A 23,981-nucleotide genomic window follows, 5' to 3' on the forward strand; every position below is an offset into this window, starting at 1 on the left:
CGAAAGTTACTCCACCACGATCTCAACCGGATAGGTCTTCCGCCGGTCACCGGTGCGCTTAAATATTTTGAGGAGCGTCTTCACGGAGGGTTGCACGAAATCGTTAAATCGAATGCGGCCGCCGGAGCGGACGCGGAGCCGTTGATCCAACTTGATTAAGTCGCCGGTTAATCGGAGGGTGTTTTTTCGTGCGCCCGATTGCAGGTAGATCGAATTGCCCGGTGTAATTTTCGCGGTGACTTTCAGTGCTCGCTTGGCATAGCCTGCCGTTGGATCCACCCGCAGCGGGGCATCGTCGAATGAGAGCCAATAGAAGCGGTCTTCGCTCGGTCGCAGCACTTCGACTTCCAACTCGCTCGGGTCGTCAACCCGCCGGTGCCGGTCCATCCAATCAAAGATGTTGTGGATTTCCTCATAAAAGGTTTCATACCCGCGACCGATGTATTCGGTGTAAATGACGTCGAACTTCGCCTTCAACATGCGATAGACGACCATCGAATTGACTTCGAGGGAAAAGCGATCGAGTTCGCCATTGACGATATAAAACGGCACGCGTTCGACGTTCTCCCAATTCCATATCGCGGTCTTACGGGCGAGGCCGGAGATCGGGACGACACCGGCGAACAGGTCGGGGTGCGACATTGCGATGTCGAAGCAGGCTTCGCCTCCCATGCCGTGACCGGCGAGGAACACGCGATCGGAATCGATATGAAATCTCTGACAGGCGTCTTTAATCACCTTTAAGACGGCGTCATGCTCTTGAGCCGAATAGCCGTACTCCTGTTGGACTTCATCGGCATAGTCGGGCGCCACGACGATATAGCCACGTCGCTGCGATTGCCCAGCGCTCGGTGTCGATCCGCCCGACGTATTAGCGCTGCCCCACCACGCGACCGCGCCTTCGATCGTCGTCTCAGACGGTCGGAGCGTGACGATCAGCGGATAGGCTCGATTCGGGTCATACTCAGACGGCAGGGCCACGGCGTATCGCGTGCCTGACGCTCCGTCGTCGCTTGAGTCCGGTTCCACCACTCCGCCGGCGCCGGTGCGGAGGGTCGCGATTTCGTCCGGGGCGACGCCGATCGCGTCGGCCCAGGCGGGGAGATGTTCAATGATTCGCCGGGTCGACTCGATGCCGACCCCTTCCAAGCCGGCAACGGCGTCGAGCAATTGGTCTTCGCGGAAGGGATCGTCGCTACGAAGAAATTCCAAAATCAATCCGCGTCCTCGCCACAACGCGAGCGCTTTGTCGAGACTCGTCTCCGCCCCCGTGGGGCCCACGACCCAGCCGGAAATGGCCAGCGCGAGCCGTTCGCGGGCATCGAGTGACGGGTCGTCGGCGAAGTCGAGAAACGGCTTGAGACGGTCCAACGTCTCCCAGCCGATTTGATCGCGAATGATCGGTCGGATGGATGCGATCAGGTCCCGCTCGGCATCTTCGGTTAACTCCGACTCAGCTTTTCCCAGCAAGAACACCGCTCGCTCGGCCCTTTCGCGTACCGCGTCATATTCGTCGAGGATCGTGCGGACCTCATTGGCGATTGCGGCATCGAACAGGTCGGTCGGAAACGTCCGTGCCGCGGCGACGGCGAGGCGGTGCTGACCGACCCGTTTTCGTCGACGAAGTTCGGCCAATAGCTCCTGCGCCTGAAAACGTCGGATTTCCTTCTCGACTTCGTCAATGCGATCGCTGAGCTCGGGAAAATCGATGCGGACTTCAGCCAGCTCAGCCAACGCCTCGCGATGCAGCCCCGATTGAAGAAGAAATCGCACGATCCCGAGCCGCTCATCGGGATTCTTCACATCGACGGCGGTTCGCAGCATCCGCTTCAGTTCATCGATGGGAATCGATGTGGTCGCGAGTCCGAACTCCCATTCGTTGTTGAGTCCCTCGACGGAGACATACCGGGGAGACAGTTCCCGCACCCCCTGAATGACTTCGAGCGGCCCGCGGGAAGTTTGAATTGTGACTGAGCGGCGCCCCTTCGCATCGAAGGGCGTGATATTGGCGACCCGACCGAGCTGTTCCAACTTCAGCCCGCGACTGGTGCGGCGCTGTGGTAACTGGAAGCTATCAAAGCGAGACAGTTCTGCTTCGCGCTCGGCCCGCTCGACCTGAATTTGCGACACGAAGTATCGCTTGTAGCCCGCATCGACCATCAAGATCGGATAGACATCGATCGCGCCGCTCTTCTGCATCAACTGCCGCTTGGACAGGCCCTGCACCGGGACGAGATCACCCGACAGGACGGTCCCGTTCTTCAAGACGGCTTTGCCGCCGGCGACGGCAGATGTCGCCCCGCTCGCGAGAAGTGCGAAACCGGCACAAAGTACAACCGCCAATCGTAGGCGACCGAAGTTAGCAAGTGATCGGGTGCGGATGCTCATTCCGCTATCTTCGACGGCTGCGGACAATGAATCCAGCCGAATTGATGCGTCATCGGGTAGGAAAATCGGGTTCGATCTTCAGTTTGATGCAATCTCGCACGATTAACGCCAGGGCGATTTCAATTTACTGGGCGTCAGGTGCGTCGGGCGTCGATGTCGGAGCCGACGTCGCTGCACCCGGCAGGTAGGGCTGCACGTAGCCCCAACCGAAGTATACGACCGCCCCGATCCCGCCGAAAACGATTGCCAACCACAGCAGCAGGCTGAGCAGTCCCTTCATCCCTTGAAACAAATTGGTGATCGGTTTAAGCCGCTGCTGCCAAAGTCGCTTTCGTTCCAACCTCGCGATTTCAGCAGCCATGCCGACCGATTTCTTCCCGGCCACATCGTGGGCCGCGCGGGAATTCGCGATTGCTTCGAACTCGTTAAATTGCGCGAGAGGCAGGAAGGAGCCGTCCTTTGATTTCCGCGCTTTGGACTGCAGGTCGAGCAAGTTCCCTTTCAGACCGCGGATGACCTGCTCGGTGGTCATCTTGCTCGTAACCGGCTTGCCTTCTTTGTTGCGGTACGAAACCTCCCAGAATTGGCCTTTAGCCGATGTCACGGATTTCTTGACGGCATCGGCTCGAGAATCGGCCGGCTTTGACATCCGCTTCGTTTTGCTTTTCGGGATCGCGGTCACCGCGCCCGTCCCCGCGAAGGAGGCGGGCAGGGCGTCGTCGATGAAGCTCAGTTCGACACCGGCGAGATCGAGCTTTCTCAGATCCGTCAGAAATTCGTCGACCGTCTGGTAGCGATGGTCGGCCTCTTTGGCCATCGACTTGTCGATCATCAGATCGAGTCGTTCCGGAATCTCCGGGTTCATTTTCCGAGCCGAAGGAAAGGTCGCGGTCTCTTTTAATGTGATCAGTTCGATCGTGTTTTCCGCCGTAAACGGCAGTTTGCCGACGAGCATATAGTACAGCGTGCAACCGAGGGCATAGATGTCGGTCCGCTGATCGACGTGCTTGGCGTTGCGGGCTTGTTCGGGCGGCATATAGAGCGGCGTGCCCAAGCCGATTCCGCTGGCCGTGAGACTCTGGTCTTCGTCAACGGCTTTGGCGAGGCCGAAGTCGGCGACTTTGATGACGCCCCGTTTCGTGACAAGGATGTTGTCGGGCTTGATATCCCGGTGAATCATGTTGATCTCGTGGGCGTGCTTAAGCGCCTCGCCGACCACGAGCGTCACGCACAACGCGTCGGCCTGAGATAGCTTGCCGAGCTTGTCCATCCAGTCCTGCATGCTGCAGCCGTCGACGTACTCGATCGCCACGAAATTCATGCCCCGGACGGTGTCGGCAGCGAAGACCTTCACAATGTTCGGGTGATCGAGCTTCGCCATCGATCGGGCTTCACGCAGGAATCGCCCGACAAAATCGGTCCGCTTGGCCAACTCTTTCGACAGCGTCTTGATCGCGACTTTTCGATCGAGGCTGACCTGCTTGGCCAGATAGACCGTCCCCATCCCGCCCTGTCCCAGTTTCTTGACGAGTTGAAAGTCGCCGAGCTTCGTGACCTTTTTGGGAGCCCCGGCGGGTGATTTTCCCGCCTGCGGTTTGCTCGATGGACGAGACTGCTGCCCGCCGGCGTTCTGGCCGGGGGAATCCAACTGCGTTTGATCGCGATCGGCGTCCGGCGTCCGTTCGGGCACGTAGGTGGAATCGGGATCGACCGCGGTTTCTTTGGGTTCTGTTGACATTAATTCGATCCTGATGCGAGACGGGATGCGTATTCTCGGATGGTCGGATGATCGAAACCGTCGACCGACCTTCCGACAGGCGACGAAAACCGGGCAGTGTCAGTATGCCGAGAACAACCTCGTGAGCCAAAGGTTTTCGGCACGCCTTACCCGCAGCGGCCGCAATCTTATTCGAGAATTCACAGAGACCGAGCTTCTTTTCGTCTCTATTTGTGTGGCCCGGACAACGTCCGGGCGGCGGAGCCGCAGGAGAACTCAGTGGGCGACCGCGACCGACATTCGACGCCTGTTCTGCGGGAATACGGTCAGCGAAATGCTCGGTTCGCTACGCGGCCTAGCCCGGTTCACCTCCCGAATAGTCCATCAAGGTCAGGCATTCGAAGTTGAAAACGGATGACCGGTCAGTCTCTCGAAGGCCTCGCGATAGCGGTTGACGGTTCCCGCAATCACGTCTTCGGGCATCGGCGGCGGCGGGCTGTTCTTGTCCCAACCGCATGACGAGAGCCAGTCGCGGACGTACTGCTTGTCGAACGAGACTTGCGGGCCGCCCGGTCGATATTCCTCGGCGGGCCAGAACCGTGAGCTGTCCGGCGTAAGGACTTCATCAATCAGGATGACCGAGCCGTCGGGGAGCCGGCCGAACTCGAATTTGGTATCCGCGATGATGATGCCCCGCTCGGCGGCCCGCTCTTGAGCGAACTGATAGAGATCGAGCGTCAGACCGCGGAGCTTGTCGGCGAGGTCCGCCCCGACGAGACGACACATCTCTTCGAAAGAAATGTTTTCATCGTGACCTTCCTCCGCCTTCGTCGCGGGAGTGAAGATCGGTTGCGGCAATAGGTCCGACTCACTCAGCCCGTCAGGCAGAGCGACGTCGCAGACTGAACGTGACTGACAATATTCCTTCCAACCGGAACCGGCGAGATAGCCCCGCGCCACGCACTCGATCGGCACGACATCGGTCTTGCGAACGACCATGCTGCGACCGCGCAGAGCGTCAACGTCGGTTCCGGATGGCAGCGAGACATCCGACGGATCGGTGGAAAGCAGATGATGAGGGCAATCGACCTGAGCGAACCACCACTGACTGATCGCCGTGAGAATTCGTCCTTTCTCCGGGACCGCGTTCGGAAGGACCCAGTCGAACGCGCTGATGCGGTCGGTTGCGACGATCAACAGGCGATCACCGAAGTCGTAGACGTCCCGGACTTTCCCGCGACGGGGCTGGAGGCCGGGAAGTTCGGAGTGCAGCAACGATCGGGGCATGAGATTAAGTGTGCCTGTGTCACCTGAAGTCGCAAAGCCGGCCCGCGATGCGAGTTTCGCTGCGCGGCCCGAGTCGCACGCTAGCGGAGGCCGCCCGGTTGAACAATCGAGTCGGGCGGGCTAATACGTTGGGGCAACATGATTCACGCATTGCTCGCGCTTGCGGGCCCATCGCGCGGTGTTCGCTCGTTGGAGATGCGGATTCGACCGACATCACCGATTCAGATTGCACCCGAGGCATTCGGATGGCCGAGTTACGATTTCGTCTCGCCGATCCGAACGATCCGGCCATTCAAGACGGCGTATCACAGGCCCATTTCTCGACGGCCGAGGGACAGATTCATCAGGTCTCCTTCAGTTGGGATGGCGAAATTCTCATCTGCGATCGTCCGATGGCCGAAAGCGGAAAGCTGACGATTCCGTGGTTGGTGCCGGGTTACGGGCGTCTGATGCTCAGCACTGCCTCCTTGATGCAGCGAGACGAGCCTTACTTTTTGCCGCTGGAATTGGCCCGCGGCAAACTTGTGCAGCTACGGGATCAACTCTCCGCTTGGTCAATGAACGGGATGACCATTCCGGGTGAGATCGCTGAATTGCTGCGAATCGCCCACCGCCATTTCGCTCTGGCGGCAACGTCTCAGGATGACGTCGAAACCGCTTCCGCCGAAGCGGCCGAAGCACTTCGCGTCACCAAGCAGACGATCGACGTGTTGACCGCCTCATTCAGCGATCAACGCTTAAAGTTGATGCCGCGTCGTCACGGCAGCCTCCCTGCCGCGCTGATGCTCGAAGTGAACGAGATTCCGACCGGAGACGCAGAGTCGACCGTCCTTTCCGGCTTCGGCACGACTTCGATCAACTTTCGATGGCCGGAAATCGAAGAGAACGAGGGGGATCGGCAATGGGAGAAGAGTGACCGGCTCGTCGATTGGTGTGAGCAGCACCGACGTTTCATCGTCGGTGGTCCGTTGCTCGACCTCGGACCGGCCGGACTGCCGCAATGGGCACTGTCATGGTCGGACGACCCCAACAATCTTCAAAGCCTCATCTGTGACTTCGTCGAATCGGCGATCTCGCGGTATGCCGGACGAATCCGACGGTGGCAAATTGCGACCTGCGCCGCGTCCGGAGGCGGCGTGGCCGTAACGGAAGAGCAGCGGCTGGTGCTGGCGGCCCGAGCGATCGAGGTCGCCCGTCAGGTCGATACCGAATGCGAACTCTTCCTGCGGATCGATCGGCCGTGGGGCGAATACCGTCGGCACGGCAAACACCGGGTTTCGCCGATTCAGTTCATCGATGCGATGACGCGATCGGGCGTGCGGCTGGGCGGGCTGACTCTGGAATACGCCGTCGGCTATCGGCCCGGCGGAAGCGAACGACGGGATGAAATCGAATTGAGCCGGTTAGTCGACACCTGGTCGAAATTCGGATTGCCCCTCTCGGTCATGCTGCGGTTCCCGAATCAATTTCCCGACCCTAAAGATACGATCAAAGAAAATTGCCAAGCGATTACGATCGAAAATGCCGATGAGGCCGCGCAGGCGGAATGGTTGCTACGGACGGCCAAATTTCTGGCGGCGAAGCAGCCGGTCGTCTCGATCGATTGCGGCCCGCTGATCGACCCCGGAATGGACTCCGCCTTTCCGGCGTCCGGCTTGTGTCGCGACGCGGCAACACCGCGGCAGGCATTGTCCGACTTGGCAGCGCTCGGCAACGCGAAAGCGGCGGACTAGCGATTTGCGGCAGATTCGGAATCTGAGGGCAAGTCGCACTGTCCCTCTCGGCTGCCCCTGCGATATCCTTACGATATGATGTCGACCGAAAGTGCCGGGTCGGAGACCGGGCTGCGCGGCCGATTGCCAGGAACGCTTTCAAACCCGAAGGATAGGATGATCCGACGCTTCGCCCTTCGCATCGTGACGCTGCTGGCAATCGCCCTGCTTGCGATCGCGGTCCCCGGTTCCGCCGCCGCACAGTTTCTGATTCGCCCCGTCGCTCCGCCGGCGGGACGGATGAATCGGGAGTGGCAGCCATATTTGTTCGATCGTGATGCGGCGAGTCGGCTCGATGCCGCCCGGCAGGCGATCGACGACGGAGAGTACGCCCAGGGCGTGCGGCTTTTGATGCGGCTGAATCGCACATTGAACGAAGACGTATTTCTGCGTGCCGAGAGCAAGGACTCCGAATACGTCAGCGCAAAGACGACCGTGCGTGAATTGCTCACCACGCTACCTCCCGAAGGCCGACGAACCTATCGCGATCTGGCGGAAACGGAATCGGAAACGGCGCTGCGTGCGGCTCGGGCGCGCGGCGATGCCGAGTCGCTGCGGGTCGTCGCGGATTCCTACCCCGGACTCGCGGCCGGTGAAGCAGCCGCTTACGAACTGGCGTGCCGACATTTGGACCGGGGGGACTATCTCAGGTCGGCATTGCTCTTTGAACGACTGATTGAACGACCGCAGTCACCCGGCACCGTCGATAGTGCAATGGTCCGAGTTCTCGCCGCGGTGGCATGGGCGCGGTATGGATTGGTCGACCGGGGACTGGAGCGACTTTCGGACGTCAACCTTCAAAAAGTCTTGGCAGTCAGCGGTACCGGCATCGGACGCGAGGAATTCACCCGCGCTGAAATCGCTCGACCGCTCCTAATGCGTCTGGCTTACGGAGAGGGTGCCAACGGTCCCCGTCGCCCGTTGGAAAGACCTCTTGAGTGGCGTCGCCCCGGTGGAGACGGAACCGGAAATCTGATCGCGCGGGCGGCCGCGCCGATCGACATCGACGCAACCGCAATCGACTTGATTGAAGCCAAGCCCGGAACAGATCGGATTGGCAAAACAGCGGCGACCCTAATTCGCCGACAGTTCGATGACCTCGTACTGAAGCATGACGGCACTGAATTTTTGCAGTTCCCAGCGACGTATCCGCTCATCGTCGATGGTCAGGTCGTCGTGCGGTCGTTCGATGGAATTTCCTCATTTTCGGCCCAGTCGGCAGCGCGACGATGGTCCTCCGTGCGGCTGCCCGGCGCGATCCTCGGCCGAGTCGCGACTCACACCGATGCGAGTCGAGGTCCGACGGTCTTTGCGCGGCGTCAGACGAGCGGATTGGAAGTCTTCACTGAAGAGCGGGCGTGGCAGGACCTGGCGACCGGCACGCTGACTTCCGATGGCGAATATGCGTACGCGGTCGAGCTCTCGGGTGTGTCGAGACCGCTCGTTTCATCGACGCCCGGTCTCGTCGGCGGTACCCCCTTCGGCTCTCCGTCGTCGAACATCATCGCCGCTTATTCAGTCGACGGCGGTCGACTTGTCATGTGCAGCGATCCGGCTTTGGAGACGTTCTTTCTCGGTCCGCCGCAGCCTTGGGGCGATCGGCTCTATGCGATTGGCGAGGTCAAAGGTGAGGTTCGGCTCCACGAGTTCGCTCGGCGACCGGGACTCGGCACACTCGAACTTGTCTGGTCCCAGTCGCTTGTCGTTCCAGAGATGGAGTTGCGGGGCGACTCGCTGCGACGTTTCGCGGGGCTGACCCCAGTTGTTGCCGGGGGAGTTCTAATATGCCCGACTGCCTCGGGCGTCGTCATCGCCGTCGATCCGGCCTCGCGCCGCCTCCTCTGGGAGTCGCGCTATGAGCGGAATTTGGAGAATCTCAATTTAACTCCGCGGGCGCGGTTGATGGCGCGGTTCGGGACCGGCCAATTCGGCGTCAGCAGCCAGGATGCGGTCGACCGCTGGGCAGCCGGGCAGGTCACGATCAGCCATGATCGTGTCTTCGTCACATCGCGCGACAGTGACGAACTCCTCTGCCTGTCACTGACCGACGGCGAACTCCTTTGGAAAACAGAGCGGGGCGACTCCCTGTATCTCGCTTCCGCGGATGAAGAGCGCGTCTATTTGGCTGGCCCGACTGCGTTCACCGCGCTCGATGCGAAGACCGGCGAACCAGCTTGGCCCGCGCCGGTACCAATCAAGGAGCCGAGCGGTCAGGGCGTGCGATGCGGGGACGTTTACCACATCCCGCTGCGAACCGGTGTGATCTCAACGATCTCTCTTGAGCAGGGAATGGTTCTGACCTCAAGCCGTTGTCCGGATGATCTTGTGCCGGGCAATCTGGCCGTCGCTGATGGGGTCCTTGTGGCGCAGTCGCCGGAACACCTCATCGTGTTCCCGCCGCTGGCTCACATCCAAACAGCCGCGAATCAATTCGAGCAAACAGATCAAACAGCCTCAGCGCTGGAACTGAAAGCGGCGAGCCGACTCCATTTGGGCGACGAAGAGCAGGGGATCGAATTGCTCCGAGCCGCCGCGCAGCAAAAGGAGGCGACATCGGCCCGCGACCGACTCTTCGCTTATCTTGAAGAGCGATTGCGAATCGACCCCGCGAGTAAAGAACGTCTCGAGGAGCTTTATGGACTGGGCGACGCCGAGGATGGCGATTTCGATCTGCAGCGCCGCCGCGCCGAAATGAGACTTGCGGCAGGTGAAACCGCCGAAGCGGTCAAAACATTCTTGAATCTGGCGGTCGACACGCCGCCGGGCGAATTAGAACGGATCGATAAATTATGGTCCGCGTCGCGGCTTCACCGAATCGCCGGTCGACTTGCCGAGATCTATGCCGGAGCCGATCCGGCAACGCGGTTGCTGCTGGACCGAACGGTGATCGACGACATCGGGCGAGAGGTATTTTCGACCGATGAACCCGACAGGCACCGGCGATTTGTTGACGGAACTCGTCCCTTCGGCGCGGCGCGGCCCTATCAGGAGCAGTGGATTAACTCTCTATCGGCGGAACGTCGATGGAGCGAAGCGGAACGCGAAATTCAATCGCTGGTCGTCCCGGAGGAAGAACGACGGGAACGACTCGCGGTCCTATATCGTCGGGCCGAGCTTCCGTACGCCGAGGCTGCGAACCGTGCCGATCCCGATGCAGTGAAAGCGGTATCGGTCGAAAACGACAGACGTTGGACGACCCGCCCGCTTCCCAATGTGCCCGATACGACCTACGAAGTGCAGCAAATCGGTGCGTTTCCCCCGCAATTTGATCTGTGGAACGCGCAGATCGAATCGGATCGCACCACGATGTCGTTGTCGGACGGTAAGGGAAGCGTTCGCTTCCGACTCGACATCCGACCCGATGACGAAACGATCGATCCGCGAGCTGATACGACGAACAACAAGATATTGATCGACGGTCACATCGCTGTGGCAGTCCTGACCGATCGATTCGTCGTGTTCGATCTGCTCTCCGATCCCCGCTCGCCTCGCCGGCTCTATGCGGGTCAGTTGCAGCCGCGTCGCGGAGAAGATGGCAGTCGGCGAATCACCATCGGTCAGGTTCAGCAGGGGGGACGCATTCAAATCATCGCGACCGATCCCGACGGATTCGAGTTCCCCGACGTCGGCCCGCTCATCGGTCGTCAGTTGATGGTTCAATCGGAGCGGGAATTGCGTGCCGTCGACGTATTGACCGGCAAGACGATTTGGACCCGCGGCGGCATTGCCCCCCGCAGCGAGACGCTGGGCGACCAGAAATATGTCATCTCCATCCCACCTCGAAGTGACCGCGCCCTCGTGCTTCGGACCGTCGACGGGGCGAAGATCGGTTGGAGCGACGTGCCGGAGAATTATCTTTGGGAAGCGACACACGGACGGCACGTTGTCATCGGGGCGACAAATGCCAACAACCAATACGGCCTGGCGGCGATTCCGCTTGGCGAGGGCACTGACGCGCGGCCACGCTGGTTTCGACGAATCGGGGAACGATCGCAAATCGTCCGTGTCGGCGCAGCCGAATTGTCGTCGGATCACATCTCCGCCGCAGAACTCGCGGTTGAAGAATTGGCCGTCAAAGACGAAGACGGGACCGTTCGGATCATCCGCGTGTCCGACGGGCACGAGGTGCTTTCGACGCGTCTTCCGATCGAGGTTCGACGATCGCCGATCTCCGATTTCGTCGTGATGCGAACGCAATCTCGCTACCTGTTATTTTGGCGGCTGCGCGATCAATTGAGCCGATCTTTCGTTTCGCTGCCGACCAACCGGAGCGACTACGGCAAGGTCGATGGCCCGATCGTTGCCATCGACCGAGACAGCGGCGAGGTCGAATGGAGCCGAATGCTGCGCGGCACCGGAGTATTCTACAATCAACCGCGTGGCTTGCCGTTGGTGTTCTTGTTCGGCAAGGCCGGGACCGCCGAGGATGCGAGCCGGAATCTTCACGTGACGGCGCTCGATCTGAGCACCGGCGATATCGCATTCAACTCGAGTGAGATCACGCGGCTCTATCCGTTCGAGCTTCGCTCAGCCGGACGAGCCGAGCCGCAGGGGGTCGACCTGCTCCTGCCTCGCGGCTCCGTTCGCATTCAGCCCGAAGCGCGCAATCCGTAGTTTCTGCGAGCAACGATTGCCGAAATCTGGGCGTTTACGGACCCCGCTCTGAATCGCGATTCGTTGACACTTGGCGATCGCGTTCTTACGGTGCCGGTCTGCCCTTTGACCGATCTCGACGTTCTCGTCACGGGTTTTTCGCCCGCTCGATCCGTCTTCCATCCCTGTTTTCATCGCCGTGAGGTACTCGCCATGGCCCGTCCTGTGACGCTCTTTACCGGCCAATGGGCCGATCTGAAACTCGAAGACCTCTGCAAAATGGCCGGCACAGCCGCCGACGGCAGCGGATTCGGGTATGACGGCCTCGAACTGGCCTGCTGGGGCGATCACTTCGAGGTCGACAAGGCTTTGGCGGATGACACGTACTGCGCGAAAAAGCGGGAACTGCTGGAGCGGCATGGGCTGAAGCTGTTCTCGATTTCGAACCACCTCGTCGGGCAGGCGGTGCTCGACAACATCGACGGCCGACACCAGGCGATCTTGCCGGAATACGTCTGGGGTGACGGCGACCCGGCCGGCGTCAACGAGCGCGCCTCCGAAGAAATGAAGAACACCGCGCGAGCCGCACAAAAGCTCGACGTGAAGGTCGTCAACGGATTCACCGGTTCGAGCATCTGGCCTTTGCTCTACGACTTTCCGCCGACGCCGCGCGACATGATCGACGGCGGTTTCGACCTGCTCGCCGAACGCTGGAATCCGATCCTCGACGTGTTCCAGGAATGCGGCGTCCGCTTCGCGCTGGAAGTCCACCCGACCGAAATCGCGTTCGACATCTATTCGGCGGAACGCTCCCTTGAAGCGCTCGGCCATCGCGAAGAGTTCGGTTTCAATTTCGACCCCAGTCACCTGATTTGGCAGGGCATCGATCCGGTCGAATTCATCCGCGCCTTCCCGGACCGCATCTATCACGTCCACATGAAGGACGCGAAGGTCACGCTCAACGGGAAGACCGGCATCCTGACGAGCCATCTGCCATTTGGCGATGCGCGACGCGGATGGGACTTCCGCAGCGTCGGCCGAGGCGGCGTCAACTTCGAGGACATCATCCGCGCCCTCAACGATATCGGATACGACGGACCGCTGAGCGTCGAATGGGAAGACAGTGGAATGCAGCGTGAGCAAGGGGCCAAAGAAGCAGCCGCCTACTGCAAGAACATCGATTTCCAACCCTCCGGCCGCGCCTTCGACTCTGCCTTCGGCGACTGATTTCATATTGAATTCGAAAGCATTTCCCCCCAAAGCCCACGGGCCACGCCCCGTGGGTCCGCCAATCGCGGGTTCTCGTCGGCACGTCGAACCTCTACAATCGACCACGACGCCGTTTTGAAACTAAACGCGAAGGGCGGATATGAAATTACGACACTCCGTTGGGGTCGTGGCCGCGCTCACGTTGGTCTTCGGCATCTCGGCATCGACCGAGGCGCAATTTTCGAGTTCGATCGACGAACGACGACTGGAGTCGTTGAGGCAACGGTACACGCAGGAGCAGGACCGGCTGGTCCTGAAACTCGAAACGATCGCGGTCAGCCGCGAGAGTGCCGGCGACTTCGACTCGGCTCGGCAAATCAGAGATCTGGCCGTCCCACCCGATCGCCGCGTGATTACCGTCCGGAAGCTGCCGGAGACACTGCGGCCCGAAATCCCGCTCAGTCTCCAACCGGATGAGCGGGCGTGGCGGCTGAAACTGCGGCAGACGCTCGATGACTACTCGCTCGATCTGTACCGGCTCTCCCGCCAAGCCGTGGGATTGAGTCAGGCCAGTCTCGCGTTCGAACTGCTGCGTCAGTCAGCACATTACAATCCGGACAACGTGGCTGCCCGCAAGTTGCTCGGATACGTCCGCGGAGGCGACGGCTGGGTTCGGCCGTACGAGTCAATTAAGCGACGGCGCGGCGAAGTCGACCACGCCACCTTCGGTTGGATTCCCGCCTCACACGTGGAGCGCTACGAGAACGGGGAACGGTATTTCCGCGGCACGTGGATCTCGGCCGATCGCGAACGAGAGATCCGGCGCGATTTTAAGAACGCGTGGTCGGCTGAAACCGAACACTACATCGTAAAGACCAATCACAGCTTGGAGCGGGGCGTCGAAATCGCGCGGGCGTTGGAGACGTTTCACTCGGCGTTCTTTCAGGTCTTCGCCGCGTTTTTTGAGTCGCCTGACGAGATGCAGCGGCTGTTCAACACGTCGTCACGGGCACGGACTTCGGATGACCGGTACGTCGTTCATTTCTACGCCGATAAAGATCAGTACGTCGATGCGCTGATCCGGAAGATGCCGCAGATCGCGATTACCAACGGCTTCTATTATCCCGCCGACCGTGTCGCCTACTTCTACCACTCCGACGACCCGGCGAATTTGGAGACGGTATTCCACGAAGCCACGCATCAATTGATGTACGAGGCCCTGCCGTTCGATCGCGCGATCGCGACGCGGGCTCACTTCTGGGTCGTCGAAGGAATTGCCTGCTATATGGAGTCGTTCCGCGTTGAAGATGGTCGGGGCTCGCTGGGCCGTCCCGACCATGTCCGATTTCGCGCCGCACGGTTTCGACTCGACCATGATGAGTACTACGTGCCGCTGGCCGCGTTCTCCTCAATGGGCATGGCCGAATTTCAGACGTCGCGGAACATTAAGCAGAACTATTCGCAAGCCGCAGGACTGGCTCACTTCTTCATGCACTTCGACGACGGCAGTTATCGCGACGCCCTGATCGAGTACCTGTCCGACATTCACGCCGGGGACCAGGGCCGCCGGCGAGCGGTCCGCAATCTCGCCGCCCTGACCGGGGTGGCCTACCAGACTCTCGACAAGCAGTACAAGCAGTACATTGCGGGATTAGGAGAAGTGCCTCGGGCAGAGGCAGCGCAGCCTCGGCGTGTGCTGATTAATCCGCAGCGGTAACCGGCCCGCCAATCCAATCCCGAGACCGTTGGCCGTGTAGATAAACGTCATCGCCGGTCTGCTTGATAGAGAAGTCACGGAACTGCGACTTTGAAGGTATTGTCGCAAGCCCTTCGCCACCGACCGGGTCAATCGCGTCCTTTCCACCGACCAGCTTCGGGGCGACGAAGACGTGGGCTTCGTCGATCAGATCGCGATCGAAGAACGACCCGAGCAGGCCGCCGCCGCCTTCGATGAGGACGTTGGTCATCTGCCGCCGGCCGAGTACCTCGAGTACTGCGGCGGGGTCGAGATGTGAGGCGCCGTCGACCGGAAGCTGGATCACTTCCACTCTGGCGGCTTGCAGCGCAGCGACACGTTCTGCCCCCGCTTTCTCGCCGGCAAAAACGAGCACGGGAACCTCGCGGGCGGTCGCCACCAGTTTCGATTCGAGTGAGAGCATCGCCCCGGAATCGATGACGATCCGGGTGGCAGTCCTTGGACCCGGCGGGCGGGCGGTGAGTTGGGGATCGTCGGCCGCGGCCGTTCCCGCGCCGACGATTACCGCGTCCATCCGACCGCGAAGTTCGTGCACGACTTGCCGCGACTCTGCTCCGGAGATCCATTGCGAGTGACCGGTCCGGCTCGCGATTTTGCCGTCGAGAGTCATCGCCCACTTGGCATGAACCCACGGGCGTTTTTCACTGATGAGTGTGACGAAAGGGGCTGTGAGCTCGCGAGCTTCGCGTTCGCACAGCCCGACCACAACTTCGAGACCCGCCGCTTCGAGTTCACTGAGGCCTCCGCCGTCGACGTGCGGAGCCGGATCCCGCATTGCGACGACGACGCGTTTGATACCGGCTTCAATAACCGCCCGGCTGCAGGGGCCTGTCTTACCGGTGTGACAGCAGGGTTCGAGTGTGACAAACATCGTCTGGCCACGGGCACGATCGCCCGCAGCGACGAGCGCGTTGACCTCGGCGTGCGGGCCGCCGAAGCGTTCATGAAAGCCTTCGGCAATCAAGTTTCGGTGCTTATCGACGATCACCGCACCGACCGGGGGATTCGGCTCGACATACCCGAGGCCGCGACCGGCCAGTTCGAGAGCGCGGCGCATGGCCGCTTCGTCATTGGGGAAGGTATGCGCCATGGCGGCATCGCCCGTCGTCAGCTTCCCGGAACCCAAAGTTTGCCGCCGCCCGTCTTCGGCTCCGCCGCCGATTCGGGCGTCCAAAGTCCGCCGCTCGAGGCGTCGGGTTCGTCCTTCCCGACGATCGAAGGGCCGACATCAATTTTATAGGCGGCGATCAATTGCTGCAGGTAGTCTTCAAACTGCGGCAGCTTCGGCCCGTAGTACGAACGCAGGCGTGAGATCAGTCCGGGAAGCTCCGGGTCCTTCGGGTCTTCCATGCGGAGAGACAGTTCTCTCATGTCCCAGCGAAAGACCTCCTCGAAGCCTTCTTCTTTTTTTGCCCGCGAGACGTCACGACCGGCTGACAACATTTCCAGAGCCCGTTCGACTTCGCCACGATCGCGGCACAGGTCGGTCATCGTTTGATAGATGCGGACCATATCGACGTCGGCGGGGGGCCGCTCCAAGGCCTCGCCGAGTACCTTGTAGAGCATTTGCCGGTGCCGCAGAATCAAGGCCCGATTGAGAATCAGCCCCAGTTGTTTTTCATCGGTCTCGGCAAGCGGGACGCGGCGAAGCTGCAATGTTGAGAACGAATTGAGCGACTCCGAAGCCGCCGCCCGCCGCTCCAATGCCGGAAGCCCGAGTGCGGTTCGGAACTCGTCGAGATCGAGTTCGTAGCGGGCCCGGTCGCAGAACGCATCGAGGACATGGATCGCCCCGACCACGCGGGCTCGCATCGATTCGTCGCCGGCCGCGACCGCGGGTGTTTTGCCGTCAAGGGCATGCAGCGGCGAGTCTTTCCAATCTTCGAAAACGACTTTGCGGTAGCGATGATGTTCGAGTTCCCGCTGCTTTCGAACCGGCATCTCTTCGGGGAACGCCGGAGTCCAGTAGAGGGCGGCGAGATCGGCCGGCCAGCCTTCGCCCGAGTCAACGGCCTCTCCGTCGGCATTCAGCGGCAGGTCGGCGTCGCCGAGTAATTGCGCCGCCGAGTCGAATCCGGTTCCGCTCAAGCCGCTTAAAATAACGATACCGGCTCCGTTATCACTTCGGTCGTAGACCGCCACCTGCGCAATGACGCGGGGCGTGTCTTCCAAAGCGACCTGACCGGCATCATCGGTCGCGGGGATCGGCTGATCGAGCACTTCGAACATCGCGTCAGGCAGGTCGTCTCGCTCCTCCTGCGGAGGCTGTGGGAGTCGCCTCACGCGGTCGACGTCATCGAGCACGGTGAGCAACCGAGAGACTCCCTCGCACTGAAATCTCTGCGAGCGAATCGGCAGCAGTCGTTCTTCATCGCTCAATTCGAATAGCTGAGCGAGCGCCTCATATTCGGCGGCGACTTCGAAATCAGACTCCTCACCGGCGGCCCGGTGAAGCAGTTCGGCCGCCTTCGACTCATCACCGGTCCACGCGTGAGCAAGAGCGGCGTTGTAAGCCAAGGCCGCATTGACGCTTTCTCCCAAAAGCTGCTCGTAGCGGTCCGCCGACTTCCCGAACACACCAAACGAGGCGAGTACATAGGCCTTGTGAGCCTGATCTGCTTGCTCGCCGGACAAATCGGGCACCGGCTCGATCAAGTTATGTGAGCCGCGCAGCAGATAGGGGACGTCGGAATTGCCGTCGAACTCGAGCAGCCGGACGAAAATGTCCTGCCGGTGTTCGGGCGGGGCGAATCGCATCGCGAGGACGAGATGCTGCCGGGAGGCCGGGAACTTTCGCATCGCGAAGAACTCGGCCGAAATGCCCAGCGCAAGGCTGCTGATCAAGTCGGCGTGCGACTCGACGCACCGGTGAAACGCCCTCCAGATCGAGTTGCGAGCCGAATCGTAGCCTTCGGCGGCGAAATTGGTGACAGCGTGCAGAGCGACAACCGTCAGATTCTTCGAGTCGACTCGGATGAGCCGCTCCATGATCTCGAACGCCTGTTGAGGATCGCCTTCGTTCAGCAGGATCGACGCGCGAGTCGCCTGATTCCAAATAGTGTCCGGGTTCGACTCGGCCAACTTCTCGAGGATGCGCAGCGCTGCCCGTGGCTGATTCGATTCCTGCAGCTTGGCGACTTTGCCCATTTCTTCGGCAATGCCCGCGCAGCAGAACTTCATTTTGCGGTCGGTACACAGCGGGCAAGGCTGGTAAACGTCGTAAGCCATGCGATTGATTCCGGTTAGGCGGGAGCGAGCCGCGGCGGTCGGCCGTCTGGTGCCCGACAGGGCGAAGCCGTTCGGCTGCGAAGCATGTCTGAATGGAAGCGGTTTCGAAGCGAGCCAGTCTACCAAATCGACTTGTGGACTGCACCGGTCGGTCGATTCTCGCCCGGTCGCCAGTCAGGTTGCGGACCGAATCGTCGTTCCGCCGATGTTCTCGGTAATGGTGATTCAACGTTGAACTCACTTCGATCTTTTTTGTTCCGACTCTGTCAGTCGCGGTCATCATGTGCGGAATTCTGGGAATCGTCGATCTGCCGGGACGATCACCGCGACTATCGCGAGCCGATGTCGACGCGATGCGCGACACCATGGCCGATCGCGGTCCCGACGGAGCGGGGACATTCGCCGAGCGAAATGTGATCCTGGCCCATCGCCGACTGGCCATTCGCGACCGAGAGGGTGGCACGCAGCCTTGGGTCACCGAACGGCCGCCGCTGGCACTCGTTTACAACGGCGAAATCTACAACGACACCGAACTCAAACGGCTGTTATCGACCGGCGTCAGTGGTGAGTTTCAGACCCGCTGCGACACCGAGGTCATCCCGGCGGCTTATCTCCGCTGGGGGGAACGCTGCGTCGAGCATTTCGCGGGCATGTTCGCATTCGGCCTGTATGATTTGCGACAGGACCGCTTGCTGCTGGCTCGCGATCGATTCGGAGTAAAGCCTCTGTACTTCAGTGTGATCGGGTCGCAGTTCGTTTTCGCCAGCTCGATCGCGTCGATCCTGCGACATCCTGAATTGACACCTGAGCCCAACTATCGAGCCGTCAGCCATTACCTGTCGACACTGCGGCTCACGTTGGCTCGAGAGACAATGTACCGCGGCATCTTCTCGCTACTGCCGGGAGAGCGATTGATTTGGGACCGCGGACAAATCCGCATTGAACGGTATTGGAATTACCCCTCCGCCGGCATGGCATCAGAAAAGCCGGACGATGTCTGGGAGGCCGCCGAGACACTTCAGCAGGACCTTCGCCGATCGGTTTCTCGGCGTCTGCGGGCCGATGTTCCCGTCGGATTGTTTCTCAGCGGAGGGGTCGATTCCTCGACGTTGTCAGTCGCCGTTCGCGATCAGACGAATCGCGATCTGCCCGCCGTGTGCGGATTCGGCACCGGCGCGGAGGAGGACCTTTCCGCCGCGAAACGCTGCGCAGACCATGTGAAGGCCGATCTCACACCGGTCAGGGTGGATGCTGATCGGTACCGGGGCAGGTGGGAGGCGATGGTCGAACGCTTTCGGCTACCGATGGCAACGCCGAATGACGTCGTGATCGCGGAGATTTCGGCGGCGATCAAACCGACCGCGGGCGTCGTGCTCGGCGGCGAAGGGGCGGACGAATTGCTGGCCGGATATGACGCCGTCAGCCGCGGGGCCGATGACTTTGATCGACTGCGAGCGATCGAAACGGGGCAGTCCGGACTGACCCCATCGGCCGAGCGACTCTTTCGAAGCTCGTTGCTTCGCTATTCGGGCCGGACACAATTTGAATCGGCGGTCGACTATTACTTCGCCACAAACAGCCTCTTGTTGCCGGAAGCGAAACGGGCTTTGTTGCGTCCCCAAGTTTGGGAGGCGATTGATGCCGACGACGCGGTCCGCCAATGGTATGCCGGCTTCTTCGAAGCTGGGCAACAGACGGCAGACGGATACGCGCGGCTGCTGCATGAGGTCAATTTGGAATCGCTGCTGTCGAGACTGGATCGCGCGACGATGTCGGTCGGGCTGGAAGCTCGAGTGCCCTATACCGATCACGAGTTGGTGGCGACCGCCTTTCGCATGCCGCACGAGTTGAAAATCGCCGTTGCTCCGGAGGAGCCGGCACCGTTTCTGGCGGCGGGCGAATTGAAACGGCGTGGGACGTTGGAAGGCAAGCGCCCGCTCCGCACGCTGGCTCGGTCGGTTTTGCCGCATGCACTTGCCGATCGGCCAAAAACCAGTTTTCCGACTCCGGTCGGTCGTTGGCTCTCACAGGAATGGTCTGCCTCGACGGCCGAACGGCTGCGTTCGAGCGAATTTCTGCGGACGATGCTGACCGATGAAGCGGTCGATGGACTCGCCGACGCCACTCCTCATCTGGGAATGCAGGCGTGGCCGCTGGTCAATTTGGCGATGTGGGGCGATTCGGAATTCGAAAATCGCGCCGCGGCGTGAGTGACGAGCTTCCCGCAATAGCCAGCAGTGATCGCGTTTGATTGCGACCCGCCACGGCAAGCCGTTCCGCCTCGTTCAAACTCATGCGAAAACGGTGGGGTTTCGCGACGTGGGGCGTTACACTCCCGATTTGTCGGCGGGACAAAGCAGTCCTGCCGGTCGTGAGATCGCTTTCGCACCAAGGGTATTCTTCGATGTCTCAGCACGATATCGGCCTCGTCGGCTTGGCCGTGATGGGCCAGAACCTCGTCCTCAATATGGCGAACAAGGGGTTCTCGGTCGGTGTCAATAACCGCACCACGTCGACGATGGAAAAGTTCGTGAACGGACTGGGCGATCTGCCGGAAGGGGTCGTCCATGAAGGGACGCCCGACCGAATCGCCGGGTACGAGACGCTCGAAGAACTCGTCAAAAATCTGAAGTCGCCGCGCCGCGTTATGTTGATGGTCAAAGCCGGACCAGCAGTCGACGCCATCGCCGATACGCTCGTACCGCTGCTCGATGAGGGCGACATTATTATCGACGGCGGCAACGCCGACTTTGAGGACACCAACCGCCGCGTCCCGCACTATCGCGAGAAGGGAATTCAATTCCTCGGCGTCGGTGTGTCCGGAGGTGAAGAAGGCGCGCTCAAGGGGCCGTCGATTATGCCGGGCGGCTCCGAAGATGCGTGGCCACACGTCAAAGACATCTACCAAGCGATCTCCGCGAAGGTCGAAGACGGCAGCCCCTGCTGCGAGTGGGTGGGGCCGGACGGAGCCGGGCACTATGTAAAGATGGTGCACAACGGCATCGAATACGGCGACATGCAGCTCATCTGCGAGGCGTACTTCCTGATGAAGGAAGCCCTTGGCCTTTCCAATCAGGAGTTCCACGAAGTCTTCAAAGAGTGGGACGAAGGCACCCTCGACAGTTACCTGATTGAAATCACAAAAGACATCTTCACCGTGAAGGATCCCGAGACCGGCAACTATCTGGTCGATCAAATCCTCGATACGGCCAAGCAAAAGGGCACCGGCAAATGGATGAGCCAGCACGCCCTCGACCTCGGCGTACCGACCACGCTGGTGACCGAAGCCGTCTACGCCCGCTGCCTCTCCGGTCAGAAGGACGCTCGAGTGCGGGCGTCGACTCAATTGCCCGGCCCGGCCGAACCATTGCCAACGATCGAAGACAAGAAAGCTTTCATCGAAGACATCCGGCAGGCCCTGTATGCCTCGAAGATCGTCTCTTACGCACAGGGTTATGTGCAGCTCGACGCCGCTGCCGAAGAGTTCGGTTGGAAGCTCAATAACGGCGACATCGCCCTATTGTGGCGGGGCGGCTGCATCATTCGCTCGCGCTTCCTCGGCGACATCAAAGCGGCGTTCGATAAGAATCCCGAGCTTGAGAACCTGCTGCTCGACGACTTCTTCAAAAACGCGATCGGCAAGGCGCAGGCCGGTTGGCGGAACGTCGTCGCGACCGGTGCCCGCTTGGGAATTCCCATGCCCGCCTTCACCGCCGCACTCAGCTATTACGATGGCTACCGACGCGATCGCCTCCCCGCGAACTTGTTGCAGGCGCAGCGTGATTACTTCGGTGCGCACACCTACGAACGCATCGACAAGCCGCGCGGCGAAACGTTCCACACCGATTGGATCCGGGAACGAACGCTCTAAGCGAGGTCGAGTGGCGGGGCGAAGGTGCTCGACATCGGCCCGTCGCTATTGCGAAAACCAGTCTCGGGATCGTTCAGAAAATTACGGCTGACACATGGAAGTTCGACAAATCGGACAGGAAGATCGCGACGAATGGCTGAAGCTGCGAACGCGGCTTTGGCCGACCGAATCGGGCGAGCCGATGACCTCCGCATCGCACGTTACGCTCGACAATCAACACGCGGCCGTATTTGTGGCTGAGCATGAGGGCCGGCTCGTCGGGTTCGCGGAAGTCTCCGTTCGCGCGCAAGCGGAGGGTTGTCGGACGTCGCCGGTCGGCTATTTGGAGGGTTGGTACGTCGACGCGGCCAACCGTTCCAGCGGCGTGGGCGGAACGCTGGTGAAGGCGGCCGAAGACTGGGCGAGTCAACAGGGTTGCCGCGAAATGGCATCCGACTGCGTGCTGGGAAACACAGTCGGACTCGTCGCGCACGAGCATCTCGGCTATCGTCCCACGGTGAAAAGCGTATTTCTGCGAAAGTCGCTGTCTTAAGGACAAGTATGCAATGAGGGGTCAGCGGCACCGAAGTGAGCAAGCAGCCGCGAACGCGATGCTCGCCGGAACGCTCCGTTCTCATTCGTCGCGGGGCCTTCTATGAAGTTGATCTTCCTCGGAACCGGTGGATTTCAGCCGACCGATTCGCGCCACACGCTCTGCCTGATGATTCCGGAACTCGGAATCGTATTCGACGCCGGAACCGGGGCGTATCGAATTAAGAATTATCTGGCGACGAAAGACATCACGTTCTTTATGTCGCACGCCCACCTCGATCACATCGTCGGGCTGACCTATCTGCTCCCGGAAATGACGATGGGTACGGTCGAAAGCGCGACCGTGCATGGCGAGCAGGCCAAATTGGATGCGATCCAAGAGCATCTTTATTCAGAGCATGTCTTCCCGGTAAAAATGAAATATGCGTGGACGCCGCTGGATGGTCCGGTCGACGTGCCGGGCGGCGGTCGTCTGACATACCGCCACCAGGAGCACCCCGGCGGTAGTATCGGCTATCGGATCGACTGGCCCGATCGCTCGATCGCTTACGTGACCGATACGACCGCCAACGGCTCACCGGAGTCGATCGATTTCGTTCGAGGGGTCGACCTTCTGGTGCATGAGTGCGACTTCGAAGACAAGGATGAATCATTTGCCCACATGACGGGGCACAGCCACACCACGCCCGTCGCCGAACTCGCCCGTGACGCGGAAGTGGGGCGATTGATGCTGGTTCATTTCGATCCTCTCGCTGCCGACACCGATCACCCGATCGACATCGAAGTGGCCCGAAATATCTTCCCGAAGACCACGATCGCCAACGATCTGGATGAGATCGACTTCTGATTGCCCGTGCCGATTGTGTAGAATTTTCGGACGGCCCCGTTCATCCGGAGAATTCCGTGACGCAAACGCTCATCCACCGTCGCCAACAGTCCCCCACGCGGGGCAACAGTCTCGCGAACGGCGATCATCTCGACCGACCGACCTTTCATCGGCTTTACGAAGATACGCCTGAGTCCTTCCGAGCGGAATTGATTGGAGGAATCGTCTACGTGGCCTCTCCCGTCTCACGGCAGCATAGTAATGCCACGGCGACATTCACCGGTTGGCTCGTCAATTACAGAGCGATGACCCCCGGTGTGAAATCTCCGACGGATGGGACCGTCCTGCTGGGCGAATTCGACGAAGTGCAACCTGATTGCATGCTCTACGTTCTCCCACAGTTTGGCGGTCGCCTTTGCTATCAGGACAAGTACCTCGCCGGCGGGCCCGAGTTGGTATGCGAAGTCGCGACGACCAGCGCCGCGATCGATCTGCATCGGAAGCTAAAGTCTTACCAACAAGCCGGAGTTCTCGAATATCTCGTTTTGACGACTGATCCCGCTGAACTGTTCTGGTTCCACAGGGTCGACGGAAAATTTGAACGCCTTGACTTACCAAGAGACGGCACCTTTAAGTCGGCCATATTTCCCGGGCTGTGGCTGAATGTCGAGGCAATAATTTCGGACGATACAAGAGCGGTGCTGGCGACGCTGCAGCGGGGCCTTGCCGACGAGTCGCACGCCAAGTTTGTTGCTGAGTTGGAAAGTAGGCGGACGTCTTGACCGGAGCAAGGGCGCAACCGA

The 23,981-nt window shown here is 60.5% G+C and carries 14 protein-coding genes; 9 read left to right on the forward strand and 5 right to left on the reverse strand.

The window, feature by feature from the left end:
• Positions 1–6: 6 nt before the first annotated feature.
• The 3 genes from Pan189_RS15715 to Pan189_RS15725 all read right to left on the reverse strand — a co-directional run bounded on the left by Pan189_RS15715 (position 7) and on the right by Pan189_RS15725 (position 5,392).
• Entirely contained in the window at positions 7–2,388 is a 2,382-nt protein-coding gene (locus Pan189_RS15715) for a carboxylesterase family protein (protein WP_145364911.1), read from the reverse strand.
• A 124-nt stretch (positions 2,389–2,512) separates the two neighbouring features.
• Entirely contained in the window at positions 2,513–4,126 is a 1,614-nt protein-coding gene (locus Pan189_RS15720; protein WP_145364912.1) for a serine/threonine-protein kinase, read from the reverse strand.
• 369 nt (positions 4,127–4,495) lie between these two features.
• Positions 4,496–5,392, reverse strand: a complete 897-nt coding sequence (locus tag Pan189_RS15725; RefSeq protein WP_145364913.1) for a phosphoribosylaminoimidazolesuccinocarboxamide synthase — start codon at positions 5,390–5,392, stop codon at positions 4,496–4,498.
• Between the two features lie 245 nt (positions 5,393–5,637).
• Between Pan189_RS15725 and Pan189_RS15730 the strand changes: the two genes are divergently transcribed.
• From Pan189_RS15730 to Pan189_RS15745, 4 genes are all read left to right on the forward strand, one after another.
• Positions 5,638–7,125, forward strand: a complete 1,488-nt coding sequence (locus Pan189_RS15730) for an endo-1,4-beta-xylanase (RefSeq protein ID WP_310820592.1) — start codon at positions 5,638–5,640, stop codon at positions 7,123–7,125.
• A 156-nt stretch (positions 7,126–7,281) separates the two neighbouring features.
• Complete coding sequence (locus tag Pan189_RS15735; RefSeq protein WP_310820593.1) at positions 7,282–11,778, forward strand: outer membrane protein assembly factor BamB family protein; 4,497 nt, start codon at positions 7,282–7,284, stop codon at positions 11,776–11,778.
• A gap of 192 nt (positions 11,779–11,970) precedes the next feature.
• Positions 11,971–12,984 (forward strand): sugar phosphate isomerase/epimerase family protein, encoded by a 1,014-nt coding sequence (locus Pan189_RS15740; protein ID WP_145364916.1) that lies wholly within the window; start codon positions 11,971–11,973, stop codon positions 12,982–12,984.
• A gap of 142 nt (positions 12,985–13,126) precedes the next feature.
• On the forward strand, positions 13,127–14,683 hold the full coding sequence (locus tag Pan189_RS15745) for a DUF1570 domain-containing protein (protein WP_145364917.1): 1,557 nt from the start codon (positions 13,127–13,129) through the stop codon (positions 14,681–14,683).
• Here Pan189_RS15745 and ribD read toward each other — a convergent pair.
• Both ribD and Pan189_RS15755 read right to left on the reverse strand, forming a co-directional pair.
• Positions 14,667–15,896, reverse strand: coding sequence for a bifunctional diaminohydroxyphosphoribosylaminopyrimidine deaminase/5-amino-6-(5-phosphoribosylamino)uracil reductase RibD (gene ribD / locus Pan189_RS15750; RefSeq protein WP_310820594.1), 1,230 nt, complete (start codon positions 15,894–15,896; stop codon positions 14,667–14,669). The two genes, Pan189_RS15745 and ribD, sit on opposite strands and share 17 nt — an antisense overlap.
• Positions 15,830–17,950, reverse strand: a complete 2,121-nt coding sequence (locus tag Pan189_RS15755; RefSeq protein ID WP_145364918.1) for a tetratricopeptide repeat protein — start codon at positions 17,948–17,950, stop codon at positions 15,830–15,832. The genes ribD and Pan189_RS15755 overlap by 67 nt, the downstream gene beginning before the upstream one ends.
• 281 nt (positions 17,951–18,231) lie before the next feature.
• On the opposite strand from Pan189_RS15755, the gene asnB reads away from it, so the two are divergent.
• From asnB to Pan189_RS15780, 5 genes are all read left to right on the forward strand, one after another.
• Positions 18,232–20,160 carry an asparagine synthase (glutamine-hydrolyzing) gene (asnB, locus tag Pan189_RS15760; protein ID WP_145364919.1) on the forward strand — a complete coding sequence of 643 codons (1,929 nt, stop codon included), beginning with the start codon at positions 18,232–18,234 and terminating at the stop codon, positions 20,158–20,160.
• A 194-nt stretch (positions 20,161–20,354) separates the two neighbouring features.
• Entirely contained in the window at positions 20,355–21,821 is a 1,467-nt protein-coding gene (gene gnd, locus Pan189_RS15765) for a decarboxylating NADP(+)-dependent phosphogluconate dehydrogenase (protein ID WP_145364920.1), read from the forward strand.
• Positions 21,822–21,915: 94 nt separating this feature from the next.
• On the forward strand, positions 21,916–22,353 hold the full coding sequence (locus Pan189_RS15770; RefSeq protein ID WP_145364921.1) for a GNAT family N-acetyltransferase: 438 nt from the start codon (positions 21,916–21,918) through the stop codon (positions 22,351–22,353).
• Between the two features lie 102 nt (positions 22,354–22,455).
• Positions 22,456–23,199, forward strand: coding sequence for an MBL fold metallo-hydrolase (locus Pan189_RS15775; RefSeq protein ID WP_145364922.1), 744 nt, complete (start codon positions 22,456–22,458; stop codon positions 23,197–23,199).
• Positions 23,200–23,255: 56 nt separating this feature from the next.
• The gene (locus tag Pan189_RS15780) at positions 23,256–23,960 is read left to right on the forward strand and encodes a Uma2 family endonuclease (protein WP_310820597.1); all 705 of its coding nucleotides are present in this window, start codon (positions 23,256–23,258) and stop codon (positions 23,958–23,960) included.
• The last annotated feature ends 21 nt before the right edge of the window (positions 23,961–23,981 follow it).

The sequence above is a fragment of the Stratiformator vulcanicus genome (assembly GCF_007744515.1).
GTDB lineage: Bacteria > Planctomycetota > Planctomycetia > Planctomycetales > Planctomycetaceae > Stratiformator > Stratiformator vulcanicus.

Coding starts and splice junctions, on each gene's coding strand:
- Pan189_RS15730 (WP_310820592.1), top strand. CDS start 5,638: ATGGCCGAGTTACGATTTCGTCTCGCCGATCCGAACGATCCGGCCATT.
- Pan189_RS15720 (WP_145364912.1), bottom strand. CDS start 4,126: ATGTCAACAGAACCCAAAGAAACCGCGGTCGATCCCGATTCCACCTAC.
- gnd (WP_145364920.1), top strand. CDS start 20,355: ATGTCTCAGCACGATATCGGCCTCGTCGGCTTGGCCGTGATGGGCCAG.
- Pan189_RS15775 (WP_145364922.1), top strand. CDS start 22,456: ATGAAGTTGATCTTCCTCGGAACCGGTGGATTTCAGCCGACCGATTCG.
- Pan189_RS15745 (WP_145364917.1), top strand. CDS start 13,127: ATGAAATTACGACACTCCGTTGGGGTCGTGGCCGCGCTCACGTTGGTC.
- asnB (WP_145364919.1), top strand. CDS start 18,232: ATGTGCGGAATTCTGGGAATCGTCGATCTGCCGGGACGATCACCGCGA.
- Pan189_RS15715 (WP_145364911.1), bottom strand. CDS start 2,388: ATGAGCATCCGCACCCGATCACTTGCTAACTTCGGTCGCCTACGATTG.
- Pan189_RS15755 (WP_145364918.1), bottom strand. CDS start 17,950: ATGGCTTACGACGTTTACCAGCCTTGCCCGCTGTGTACCGACCGCAAA.
- Pan189_RS15725 (WP_145364913.1), bottom strand. CDS start 5,392: ATGCCCCGATCGTTGCTGCACTCCGAACTTCCCGGCCTCCAGCCCCGT.
- Pan189_RS15740 (WP_145364916.1), top strand. CDS start 11,971: ATGGCCCGTCCTGTGACGCTCTTTACCGGCCAATGGGCCGATCTGAAA.
- Pan189_RS15735 (WP_310820593.1), top strand. CDS start 7,282: ATGATCCGACGCTTCGCCCTTCGCATCGTGACGCTGCTGGCAATCGCC.
- Pan189_RS15770 (WP_145364921.1), top strand. CDS start 21,916: ATGGAAGTTCGACAAATCGGACAGGAAGATCGCGACGAATGGCTGAAG.